The 11161-nt window shown below is 68.9% G+C and carries 11 protein-coding genes; all 11 read left to right on the top strand.

What is annotated here, in order from left to right:
* Nucleotides 1-786, top strand: a 786-nt coding sequence (locus tag ACFQ4E_RS19915) for an ester cyclase (protein ID WP_386806287.1), incomplete at its 5' end; no start/stop codon positions are given.
* 249 nt (nucleotides 787-1035) lie between these two features.
* Nucleotides 1036-2202 (top strand): putative lipid II flippase FtsW, encoded by a 1167-nt coding sequence (gene ftsW, locus ACFQ4E_RS19920; protein ID WP_386806288.1) that lies wholly within the window; start codon nucleotides 1036-1038, stop codon nucleotides 2200-2202.
* Nucleotides 2203-2248: 46 nt separating this feature from the next.
* Nucleotides 2249-3361, top strand: a complete 1113-nt coding sequence (murG, locus tag ACFQ4E_RS19925; protein ID WP_386806289.1) for an undecaprenyldiphospho-muramoylpentapeptide beta-N-acetylglucosaminyltransferase — start codon at nucleotides 2249-2251, stop codon at nucleotides 3359-3361.
* Nucleotides 3358-4776 carry a UDP-N-acetylmuramate--L-alanine ligase gene (murC, locus tag ACFQ4E_RS19930; RefSeq protein ID WP_386806290.1) on the top strand — a complete coding sequence of 473 codons (1419 nt, stop codon included), beginning with the start codon at nucleotides 3358-3360 and terminating at the stop codon, nucleotides 4774-4776. Before murG ends, murC begins: the two co-directional genes overlap by 4 nt.
* Nucleotides 4773-5027, top strand: coding sequence for a DUF2484 family protein (locus ACFQ4E_RS19935; RefSeq protein WP_386806291.1), 255 nt, complete (start codon nucleotides 4773-4775; stop codon nucleotides 5025-5027). The genes murC and ACFQ4E_RS19935 overlap by 4 nt, the downstream gene beginning before the upstream one ends.
* Nucleotides 5024-5278 (top strand): DUF2484 family protein, encoded by a 255-nt coding sequence (locus ACFQ4E_RS19940; RefSeq protein ID WP_386806292.1) that lies wholly within the window; start codon nucleotides 5024-5026, stop codon nucleotides 5276-5278. The genes ACFQ4E_RS19935 and ACFQ4E_RS19940 overlap by 4 nt, the downstream gene beginning before the upstream one ends.
* A gap of 129 nt (nucleotides 5279-5407) precedes the next feature.
* The gene (murB, locus tag ACFQ4E_RS19945) at nucleotides 5408-6355 is read left to right on the top strand and encodes a UDP-N-acetylmuramate dehydrogenase (RefSeq protein ID WP_386806293.1); all 948 of its coding nucleotides are present in this window, start codon (nucleotides 5408-5410) and stop codon (nucleotides 6353-6355) included.
* A 142-nt stretch (nucleotides 6356-6497) separates the two neighbouring features.
* Entirely contained in the window at nucleotides 6498-7418 is a 921-nt protein-coding gene (locus ACFQ4E_RS19950; protein WP_386806297.1) for a D-alanine--D-alanine ligase, read from the top strand.
* Nucleotides 7406-8275: a cell division protein FtsQ/DivIB gene (locus ACFQ4E_RS19955; protein ID WP_386806294.1), complete on the top strand. Its 870-nt coding sequence runs from the start codon at nucleotides 7406-7408 to the stop codon at nucleotides 8273-8275. The genes ACFQ4E_RS19950 and ACFQ4E_RS19955 overlap by 13 nt, the downstream gene beginning before the upstream one ends.
* Before the next feature lies 1 nt (nucleotide 8276).
* A complete protein-coding gene (ftsA, locus tag ACFQ4E_RS19960) occupies nucleotides 8277-9611 on the top strand; it encodes a cell division protein FtsA (RefSeq protein ID WP_386806295.1) in 1335 nt (444 codons plus the stop codon).
* Nucleotides 9612-9784: 173 nt separating this feature from the next.
* The coding region (ftsZ, locus tag ACFQ4E_RS19965) for a cell division protein FtsZ (protein ID WP_386806296.1) at nucleotides 9785-11161 on the top strand (1377 nt) is incomplete at its 3' end.

Consider the following 11161-nt stretch of genomic DNA (forward strand, 5'->3'; position numbering starts at 1 on the left):
GGGGCGTCCGGACTGGCCGTCGCGGCCCTGCCGGAGCTTGCGGCGATCCCCGAGCGGCGGCTCTGGTCCGAGGACGTGCTGGCGCCCGGCGGTGCCTGGGCGGCGGAGCGCTTCGTGATGACGGGACGACATGCCGGCGACGGGCTCTGGGGCGCTCCGACCGGGCGCGATCTGCGCTATCGCTGGCTTGCGGGCTACGGCATCCGCGAGGGGCGGCTGGCGCGGCTCTGGCGGGTGCGCGACAGCGCCGCGATCCTGCGCCAGATCGGGCGCGATCCCCGGGCCTGGGCCGCGGACAGCCTGACGGCCGAGCCGCTCAGCGCGGGCGGCGCGGGACCGGCCTCGCCCGGGACGATGCCGCCCGAGGATGGCTGGGCGGCAAGCTGGGCTGAGCTTCTCGACCGCGCGATGGAGGGGGCGTTCGGGCTTTTCGACGATCAATACGCGCCCGGGGCCGAGCTCTGCTATCCCGGCGGCGAGCTTGGGACGGGGCCCGAGGCCGCGCGCGCCTTCTGGCTTGGACTGCGCGCGGGCTTTCCCGACGCGGTGTTCGAGATCGAGGACGGGATCGGGCTTGAAAGCCCGCTCATGCCGCCGCGCGCGGCGCTGCGCTGGCGGCTCACCGGCAAGCATGTTGGCTGGGGTCCGTTCGGGCACCCGAGCGGCGCGGCGGTCACGATCCTGGGGCTGAGTCAGGCCGAGTTCGGCCCCGATGGTCTGCGCCGGGAATGGACGCTTTACGATGCCGGCGCGGTCTGGCGGCAGATCGCGGCGCGCGCGGGGTAGGGGGCTCGTTTGAGGCCGAAATCCGTGCGCATGCGGGTGCCGAGGCAACCTATAGGCGAAGGCGGCATGCGACATGACGGTGGGCGCGACATGTCGGCCAAAAGATGAGTCATTTTCGCGACGCGGGGCCCGGAGAGCGCAGATGTGATTCGCTTTCCACTGGCCGGACGCGCCTGTCCGCGCTACTGTGACAGCAACGACCCGGGGACAATCCGGGCGCCAGAGGCAGAATTTCGAGCGGTACGTTCCATGACGGAAATGGTTTACGGCACGGTCCCCGTGCATGCCGGCGAGCCGGTCCTGCCCAAGTGGTGGCGGACCGTCGATCGCTGGACGCTGTCCTGCGTGCTGATCCTCTTCGGGATCGGCATCCTTCTGGGGCTCGCGGCCTCGCCGCCCCTAGCCGAGCGCAACGGCTTCGGCGCGTTCCACTATGTCCAGCGGCAGGCGATCTTCGGCGGCGCCGCGCTGGCGACGATGTTCTTCGTCTCGCTGATGTCTCCGGTGATGGTGCGCCGCGTCGCGGTCCTGGGCTTTCTCGGCGCCTTCGTCGCGCTGGCGCTCCTGCCTTGGCTCGGCACCGATTTCGGCAAGGGCGCGGTGCGCTGGTACAGCCTCGGCTTCGCCAGCGTGCAGCCCTCGGAGTTCCTGAAGCCGGTCTTCGTGGTCGTCGCCGCCTGGCTGATGGCCGCGTCGCAGGACCTGGGCGGGCCTCCGGGGCGGCTCTGGTCGTTCATGCTCTGCATCGCCATCGTCGCGATGCTGGCGCTGCAGCCGGATTTCGGCCAGGCCTGCCTCGTGCTCTTCGGCTGGGGGGTGATGTATTTCATCGCCGGTGCGCCGATGATCCTGCTTTTCGGCATCGCCGGGCTCGTGGTGCTCGCGGGCACCTTCGCCTATGAAAACTCGGAACATTTCGCCCGCCGGATCGACGGCTTCCTGAACCCCGAGATCGATCCGACGACCCAGATCGGCTATGCCACCAACGCCATCCAGGAGGGCGGCTTCTTCGGTGTCGGCGTGGGCGAGGGGCAGGTGAAATGGTCGCTGCCCGACGCGCATACCGACTTCATCATCGCCGTCGCGGCCGAGGAATACGGCCTGCTGCTCGTCATCGTGATCATCGCGCTCTACGCGACCGTGGTGGTCCGCTCGCTGAGCCGCCTGATGCGTGAGCGCGATCCGTTCATCCGCCTCGCGGGCGCGGGGCTGGCCTGCATGTTCGGCGTGCAGGCGATGATCAACATGGGCGTTGCGGTGCGGCTTTTGCCGGCCAAGGGCATGACGCTCCCCTTCGTCAGCTACGGCGGATCGTCGCTGATCGCTGGCGGAATCGCGATCGGTATGCTCTTGGCCTTTACACGCACCCGCCCGCAGGGCGAGATAGGCGACATCCTGCGCGCCAGGATGCGGTAAAGACGACATCGTGGGTCCAACGAGGCCCGCACCCGAGCGAGAGACCATGACAGAACGGTTCCGACCGCCCCGATTGGTGATGGCCGCCGGCGGCACCGGCGGGCACATGTTCCCGGCCCAGGCCCTGGCCGAGGAGATGCTGCGCCGCGGCTGGCGCGTGGCGCTGTCCACCGATGCGCGCGGCGCGCGCTACACCGGCGGCTTCCCCGACGCGGTCGAGATCGAGGAGGTGCCCTCGGCCACCTTCGCGCGCGGCGGGCTCGCGGCCAAGGCGGGCGTGCCCTTCAAGATCGCGGGCGGGGTGATGTCGGCGATGATGAAGATGCGCCGCGACCGGCCCGACGTGGTGGTGGGCTTCGGCGGCTACCCGTCGATCCCCGCGCTCGGCGCGGCGACGCTTCTGAAGATCCCCCGGATGATCCACGAACAGAACGGCATCCTCGGGCGGGTGAACCAGGTCTTCGCGAGGCGCGTCGACCTCGTCGCCTGCGGCACCTGGCCGACCACGCTGCCCGAGGGCGTCGAGGCGGTCCATACCGGCAACCCGGTCCGCGCTTCGGTGCGCGAACGCGCGGGCGCGGGCTATATCGTGCCGGGCGACTACCCGATGTCGATCCTGGTGATCGGCGGCAGCCAGGGCGCGCGGATCCTGTCGGACGTGGTGCCGCCCGCGATCGCGGGCCTGCCGATGGAGCTTCTGCGCCACCTCCGGGTCAGCCACCAGGCGCGCGACGAGGATGGCGCGCGGGTACAGGCCTATTACGACGAGCAGGGCATCTATGCCGATGTGCAGCCCTTCTTCACCGACATCCCGGCCCGGATGACCGAAGCGCAGCTGGTGATCTCGCGCTCGGGCGCGTCCTCGGTCGCGGACATCTCGGTGATCGGGCGGCCGTCGATCCTCATTCCCTTCGCCGCCGCCGCCGGAGACCACCAGACCGCCAATGCGCGCGGGCTTGTGGAGGCGGGCGCGGCGATCCGCATTCCCGAGGCGCGCTTCGAGATCGAGGCGCTGACCGACGCGATCCGCGCGGTGCTCGAGAACCCCGACGGCGCACTGAAAATGACACAAGGCGCGCTCAGCGTCGCTCGACCCGATGCCGCAGAACGGCTGGCGGACATGGTCGAGGCTTTGGCAGGCAAGGAGCAGGCAGAATGAACGCGGCAGCGGCGACGAAACTTCCTCAGGATGTCGGTCCCATCCATTTCGTGGGCATCGGCGGCATCGGCATGTCGGGCATCGCCGAGGTGCTGTTGAACCACGGCTACCGGGTGCAGGGCTCGGACCTGAAACGCTCGAAGATCACCGACCGGCTCGAGACGCTGGGCGCAACGGTCTTCGAGGGCCAGCGCGCCGAGAACCTCGCGGATGCGGAGGTCGTGGTGATCTCGTCGGCGATCAAGCCCGGAAATCCCGAGCTCGACGCCGCGCGCGGCCGCGGCCTGCCGGTGGTGCGCCGCGCCGAGATGCTGGCCGAACTGATGCGCCTCAAGTCGAACATCGCGGTCGCCGGAACCCACGGCAAGACCACGACGACGACGCTGGTGGCCGAGCTTCTGGTCGCGGGCGGGGTCGATCCGACGGTGATCAATGGCGGCGTGATCCACGCCTATGGCTCGAACGCCCGGATGGGGCAGGGCGAATGGATGGTGGTCGAGGCCGACGAGAGCGACGGTACCTTCAACCGGCTGCCCGCGACCATCGCCATCGTCACCAATATCGATCCCGAGCACATGGAGCACTGGAAGGATTTCGAGGCGCTGAAACAGGGCTTTCTCGATTTCGTCTCCAACATTCCCTTCTACGGGCTGGCGGTCTGCTGCACCGACCATGAGGAGGTGCAGCGGCTGGTGGGCCGGATCACCGACCGGCGCGTTCTGACCTACGGCTTCAACGCCCAGGCCGACGTGCGTGCGGTGAACCTGCGCTACGAGAAGGGCGTGGCGCATTTTGACATCGCGCTCCAGGCCGAGGGCATGTTGATCGAGGGCTGCACCCTGCCGATGCCGGGCGATCACAACGTCTCGAACGCGCTCTCGGCGGTGGCGGTCGCGCGGCATCTCGGCATGAAGCGCGAGGAGATCCGCGACGCGCTCTCCAAGTTCGGCGGCGTGAACCGGCGCTTCACCCGCGTGGGGGAAGTGGGCGGCGTCACCATCATCGACGATTACGGCCACCACCCGGTCGAGATCGCCGCGGTGCTGCGCGCCGCGCGACAGGCGACCGAGGGCCGGGTGATCGCGGTCCACCAGCCGCATCGCTACTCGCGTCTGCACTCGCTCTTCGACGATTTCTGCGCCTGCTTCAACGAGGCCGACGTGGTCGCCATCGCCGAGGTCTATGCCGCGGGCGAGGACCCGATCGCGGGCGCGTCGCGCGACGATCTCGTGGCCGGGCTGATCCGCCATGGCCACCGACATGCCCGCGCGCTCTATGACGAGGACGATCTGGAGCGGCTGGTGCGCGAACAGGCGCGTCCGGGGGACCTGGTGGTCTGCCTTGGGGCCGGCACGATCTCGGCCTGGGCCAACAACCTGCCGGGTCGGCTCGAGGAGAAGAGGAAGAGCGCGTGAGCGCGGCGCTCGTCGCGGCCTGTCTCTGGGCGGTGGCGGCCACGGTCACGGCCTGCCTGCCGATGCGGGCGCAATACACGCCGGGCCTGACGCTTCTGATCCTCGCTCCGGGTCTCTTGGTCTGGATCGGCTGGGCCCATGGCTGGGGCTGGACCCTGGCCGCGGCGCTGGCGGTCCTGTCGATGTTCCGCAACCCGCTGCGCTATTTCTGGGCGCGCGCCCGCGGCGAGCGGCCGGAGATCCCCCGATGAGCGGGTCTCTGATCGCCGCCTTCGGCTGGCTGGCGCTGGCGAACCTGCTCGCGATGATCCCGTCGAAGGACAATCACTGGACGCGGGCCTATGTGCTGATCGCGCTCGGCCTGCCGCTTCTGGCCTGGGTGTTCTGGCAGAACGGCGTCTGGGTCGGGCTTCTGGTGCTGGCGGCGGGGGCGAGCGTCTTGCGCTGGCCGCTGCGCTATCTCTGGGCCTGGCTGCGGCGCGTGACCGGGCGGGCCGCCTGATCTCGGGGCCTTCGCGCCCGGTGGCGGGCCGGGGCGTGCGTATTTTTCGAAAAGAAGAAGCCTATGGGGTGGTGCATCCGACCGGGGCTGGGGCTTGCGGTCGGGGCGCGGGAGAGGCAGAGAGGCGGCATGAGCGAGACACCCCCTGACATGCCGCCGGTGCGCGGTCGCCTGACGGCGGGCAAGCCCCTGTCCGAGCTGACCTGGCTCCGTGTCGGCGGTCCGGCGGACTGGCTGTTCCAGCCCGCGGATCTGGCGGATCTGCAAGAGTTTCTCGAGGCGCTGCCCGCGGATGTCGCGGTCTTTCCGATGGGCGTGGGCTCGAACCTGATCGTGCGCGATGGCGGGCTCCGGGCGGTGGTGATCCGGCTCGGGCGCGGCTTCAACGGGATCGAGATCGAGGGCACCCGGGTGACCGCCGGGGCGGCGGCGCTCGATGCGCATGTGGCGCGGCGCGCGGCGGAGGCGGGGGTGGACCTGACCTTCCTGCGGACCATCCCCGGCTCGATCGGCGGCGCGGTCAGGATGAACGCGGGCTGCTACGGATCCTACGTCGCCGATCACCTGGTCGAGGCGCGGGCGGTGGCGCGGGACGGCACGCTGGTCACGCTGACGCCGGAGACGCTGAACTTCCGCTACCGCCAGAGCGATCTGCCCGAAGGCATGGTGCTGGTCGGGGCGGTCTTCGAGGGCGCGACCGGCGCGCCCGAGGCGCTTGCCGCGCAGATGGAGGATCAGCTCGCCAAGCGCGATGCGACCCAGCCCACCAAGGAGCGCAGCGCGGGCTCGACCTTCCGCAATCCGGCGGGGTTTTCCTCGACCGGGCGGGCCGATGACGTGCACGATCTCAAGGCCTGGAAGGTCATCGACGAGGCCGGGATGCGCGGCGCGCGGCGGGGCGGCGCGATGATGAGCGAGAAGCATTCGAATTTCCTGCTGAACACCGGCGATGCGACCGCTGCCGATCTCGAGGGATTGGGCGAGGAGGTTCGAAAAAAGGTTTTCCACAGCAGTGGAATAGAGCTAGACTGGGAAATCATGCGCGTGGGCGATCCGGAGCCGGAAAACACCCGCTGAGCATGTGACGATCCCACGACCGGCACCACGAATCGGTCGGGGTAGAAGACCCCGGGCAACGACCCGGGACGAGGCAGAGCGGGGCACTCCCCCGAAACGAACAGAAGAGCGGCGCCGGGCAAGGCGCGCGCAGGACAGGCGGATTGGGATGTCGAGCAGGGCATTCCGGAAAGTGGTGGTGCTGAAGGGCGGACCTTCGGCAGAGCGCGAAGTGTCCCTTTCATCGGGGCGCGAATGCGCGGCTGCTTTGCGGGCGGAAGGCTATGAGGTCACCGAGGTCGAAGCCGGCCCCGACCTTGTTGCGCGTCTTCAGGAGATCGCGCCGGACGCGGTGTTCAACGCGCTTCACGGGCGGTGGGGCGAGGATGGCTGCGTGCAGGGTCTGCTCGAGTGGCTGCAGATCCCCTACAGCCATTCGGGTGTGCTGGCCTCGGCGCTCGCGATGGACAAGCAGCGCTCCAAGGATGTCTACCGCGCCGCGGGGCTGCCGGTGGTCGAGAGCGTGATCGCGCCGCGCGATGAGGTGCGCGTGCGCCACGTGATGCCGCCGCCCTATGTGGTGAAACCCAACAACGAAGGCTCTTCGGTCGGGGTCTACCTTGTCCATGACGACGCCAACGGGCCGCCGCAGCTCTCGGACGAGATGCCCGCGACGGTGATGGTCGAGGCCTTCGCGCCGGGCCGCGAGCTGACCGTCACGGTGATGGGCGAGCGGGCGCTCGGCGTGACCGATATCCTCACCGACGGCTGGTACGATTACGACGCCAAGTACAAGCCCGGCGGCTCGCGCCATGTCTGTCCGGCGGAGCTGCCCGACGAGATCGAGGCGCTCTGCCTCGATCACGCGCTGGCCGCGCATCGCGCGCTCGGCTGCCGCGGCATGAGCCGCACCGATTTCCGCTGGGACGACACGAAGGGCGCGGCGGGGCTCGTGCTTCTTGAGACCAATACCCAGCCCGGCATGACGCCGACCTCGCTCAGCCCCGAACAGGCGGCGCTCGCGGGGATGAGCTTCGGGCAGATGTGTGCGTGGATCCTGGAGGATGCCTCGTGCGACAGGTGAACCGCTTCGATCCGGCGCCCTCGCGGCTGCGCTACCGGCTGCATCGGATGATGCTGACGCCGGTTTACCGGCTGGCGCTGCGCGTGGGTCTGCCGATGGCGCTGAGCTTCGGGCTTGCGAGCCTCTGGTTCGCGCAGGAGGACAACCGGACGGCCTTCCTGGCCCGGGTGACGGATCTGCGCAGCGCCGTCGAGGAGCGCCCCGAGTTCATGGTCAAGCTGATGGCCATCGACGGCGCCAGCGATGGCGTGGCCGAGGAAATCCGCGCGGTGGTGCCGGTGAACTTCCCGGTCTCGAGCTTCGATCTGGACCTGCCCGCGATGCGCCGGGCGATCAGCGGGCTCGACGCGGTCGAGAGCGCGCGGATCTTCCTGCGCAAGGGCGGGGTTTTGCAGGTCGACGTGTCCGAGCGGGTGCCGGTGGCGCTCTGGCGCCATGACGGCGCGCTGAAGATGATCGACGCGAGCGGCGTCTTCGTCGGACCGGCGGACGCCCGGATCGACCATCCCGAGCTGCCGGTCATCGCCGGAGAGGGCGCGGACCAGGCGGTGCCCGAGGCGTTGAAGCTCGCGGCGGCGGCGGGGCCTCTGGGCCAGCGGCTTCGCGGCTTCGTGCGGGTGGGCGAGCGGCGCTGGGACGTGGTGCTCGATCGCGACCAGCGCATCCTGCTGCCCGCCGAGGGCGCGGTGCGGGCGCTCGAGCGGGCGGTGGCGATGGACGAGGCGGTGGACATGCTGGCGCGCGACCTGACGGTCGTGGACCTGCGGCTGCCGCAGCGCCCGACGCTGAGAATGACGGAATACTCACAAAAAGAAATGTGGCGGATCAAAGCCATAGAGGCAGGGGACAAGCACTGACATGATCGAGCTCTACGATTCCCAGAGAGCGATGCGGAACATGCGCAAGGCTGCGATGCAGCGTGGCGTCGTGGCGATTCTGGACGTCGGATCGTCCAAGATCGCCTGCCTGGTCCTGCGCTTCGACACCTCCGACCGGCTGGCCGAGTTCGACGGCATCGGCTCGCTTGCCGGGCAGTCCGGCTTCCGCGTGATCGGCACCGCGACGACCCGGTCGCGCGGGGTGCGCTTCGGCGAGATCGCCTCGATGGGCGAGACCGAGCGGGCGATTCGCACCGTCGTGCAGGCGGCGCAGAAGATGGCGCAGGTGCGGGTCGATCACGTGATCGCCTGTTTCGCCGGGGCCGATCCGCGCAGCTACGGGCTGGCGGGGCAGGTCGAGCTGGAAGGCACGACGGTCAGCGAGCAGGACATCGCGCGGGTGCTGTCCTCTTGCGACGTGCCGGATTTCGGCTTCGGCCGCGAGGTGCTGCATGCGCAGCCGGTGAATTTCGCGCTCGACCACCGTTCGGGGCTCGTCGATCCGCGCGGGCAGATCGGGCAGGAGCTGTCGACCGACATGCACATGCTGACGGTCGACGCGCTGGCGATCCAGAACCTCGCGCATTGCGTCAAGCGCTGCGACCTGGAGCTCGCGGGCATCGCGTCCTCGTCCTATGTCGCGGGCATCGCCGCGCTCGTCGAGGACGAGCAGGAGCTCGGCGCGGCCTGCATCGACCTCGGCGGTGGATCAACTGGCATCTCCATCTTCATGAAAAAGCACATGATTTACGCCGATGCGGTGCGCATGGGCGGCGATCATGTGACCGGCGACATCTCGATGGGCCTGCAGGTCCCGATGGCGACGGCGGAGCGGATCAAGACCTTCTACGGCGGCGTCGTGGCCACCGGAATGGACGACCGCGAGATGATCCAGATCGGCGGGGATACCGGCGATTGGGAGCATGACCGCCGCACCGTGAGCCGGGCCGAGCTGATCGGCATCATGCGCCCGCGGGTCGAGGAAATCCTCGAGGAGGCGCGCGCGCGTCTCGACGCGGCGGGCTTCGATCACCTGCCGAGCCAGCAGATCGTTCTGACCGGCGGGGCGAGCCAGATCCCCGGTCTCGACGGTCTCGCGGCGAAGATTCTGGGCCAGCAGGTGCGGCTCGGGCGGCCGCTTCGGGTGCATGGCTTGCCGCAGGCCGCGACGGGCCCGGGATTCGCCGCGGCGGTGGGTCTGTGCCTGTTTGCAGCACACCCACAGGATGAGTGGTGGGACTTCGAGATTCCCGTGGAGCGATTGCCGGCACGATCGCTGCAGCGGGCGGTAAAATGGTTTCGCGATAACTGGTGACCGCAACATGTCGACAAACGGGCAAAATCCCGCTAGCTGGTCATCCTGCGACGCCACATTTGGTGGTAAGTGTCGGTTTTTCGCGTGACGGATATGTGTCTGAGGGCTAATATCCCACGCAGAAGCTCAGAAGTGGCCGCTCAACGGTCCCAACAGCAGGCGGATAGGCGAAAATGACATTGAATCTCTCGGTCCCCGGTCACGAGGAACTCAAGCCCCGCATCACCGTGTTCGGTGTGGGTGGGGCTGGCGGTAACGCCGTTAACAATATGATTGAAAAGCAGCTCGATGGCGTGGAGTTCGTGGTCGCGAACACCGACGCTCAGGCGCTGCAGCAATCGCGGTCCGAGAGCAAGGTCCAGCTCGGCGTGAAGGTGACCGAAGGTCTGGGCGCAGGGGCGCGCGCCTCGGTCGGCGCTGCGGCCGCCGAGGAGTCGATCGAACAGATCGTCGACAACCTCGCAGGCGCACATATGTGCTTCATCACCGCCGGCATGGGCGGCGGCACCGGGACCGGCGCCGCGCCGATCATCGCGCAGGCCGCGCGTGAGCTCGGCGTGCTGACCGTCGGCGTCGTGACCAAGCCCTTCCAGTTCGAAGGTGCCAAGCGGATGCGCCAGGCCGAGGAGGGCGTCGAGGCGCTCCAGAAGGTCGTCGACACGCTGATCATCATTCCGAACCAGAACCTCTTCCGCCTCGCCAACGAGAAGACGACCTTCACCGAGGCGTTCTCGATGGCCGATGACGTGCTCTACCAAGGCGTCAAGGGCGTGACCGACCTGATGGTGCGTCCGGGCCTCATCAACCTCGACTTCGCCGACGTCCGCGCGGTGATGGACGAGATGGGCAAGGCGATGATGGGCACCGGCGAGGCCGATGGCGAAGATCGCGCGATCCAGGCGGCCGAGAAGGCCATCGCCAACCCGCTGCTCGACGAAATCTCGCTGCGCGGCGCCAAGGGCGTGCTGATCAACATCACCGGCGGCCACGACCTCACGCTGTTCGAGCTTGACGAGGCGGCCAACCGCATTCGCGAAGAGGTCGATGCCGACGCCAACATCATCGTGGGCTCCACGCTCGACGACAAGATGGAAGGCAAGATGCGCGTCAGCGTCGTCGCCACCGGCATCGACGCGGCGGAGAAGGCCGAAGACGCGCCGATGCCGCGCCGCTCGCTGCGCGAGCCGCTGAAGCAGCCCGTCGAGATGGAAGCGCCCGCGCCGAAGCCCGCCGCCGCACCGGCCGCGCGCAAGCCCGCGCCGGTCGCACAGGCCCGCCAGCAGCCGGTCTACGAAGAGGACGAGCCGTCGCTCTTCGAAGAGATGGACACCGAGCGCGCCGCCGCCGAGGAGCAGATGGAGACGCTCTTCGAAGAGGACGCACCGCAGATGGAGGATGACGGCCTGCCGCCGCCCGCCTACCAGCCGCGCGTCGCCGAGTTCCAGCCGCGCGCCGATGTCGAGGCCGGACCCGAAGAGTTCGTCGCGCCCCGCGCCGCCAAGCCCGGCACGCCGTCGCCCGACGCTCTGGCCCGGCTCCAGGCCGCTGCC

Source organism: Litorisediminicola beolgyonensis (assembly GCF_042679605.1).
Lineage (GTDB): Bacteria > Pseudomonadota > Alphaproteobacteria > Rhodobacterales > Rhodobacteraceae > Litorisediminicola > Litorisediminicola beolgyonensis.

What these genes read in the sequence shown, in the direction of transcription:
- ftsA (WP_386806295.1), top strand. Translation starts at nt 8,277, where the DNA reads ATGATCGAGCTCTACGATTCCCAGAGAGCGATGCGGAACATGCGCAAG.
- murC (WP_386806290.1), top strand. Translation starts at nt 3,358, where the DNA reads ATGAACGCGGCAGCGGCGACGAAACTTCCTCAGGATGTCGGTCCCATC.
- ftsW (WP_386806288.1), top strand. Translation starts at nt 1,036, where the DNA reads ATGACGGAAATGGTTTACGGCACGGTCCCCGTGCATGCCGGCGAGCCG.
- ACFQ4E_RS19940 (WP_386806292.1), top strand. Translation starts at nt 5,024, where the DNA reads ATGAGCGGGTCTCTGATCGCCGCCTTCGGCTGGCTGGCGCTGGCGAAC.
- murB (WP_386806293.1), top strand. Translation starts at nt 5,408, where the DNA reads ATGAGCGAGACACCCCCTGACATGCCGCCGGTGCGCGGTCGCCTGACG.
- murG (WP_386806289.1), top strand. Translation starts at nt 2,249, where the DNA reads ATGACAGAACGGTTCCGACCGCCCCGATTGGTGATGGCCGCCGGCGGC.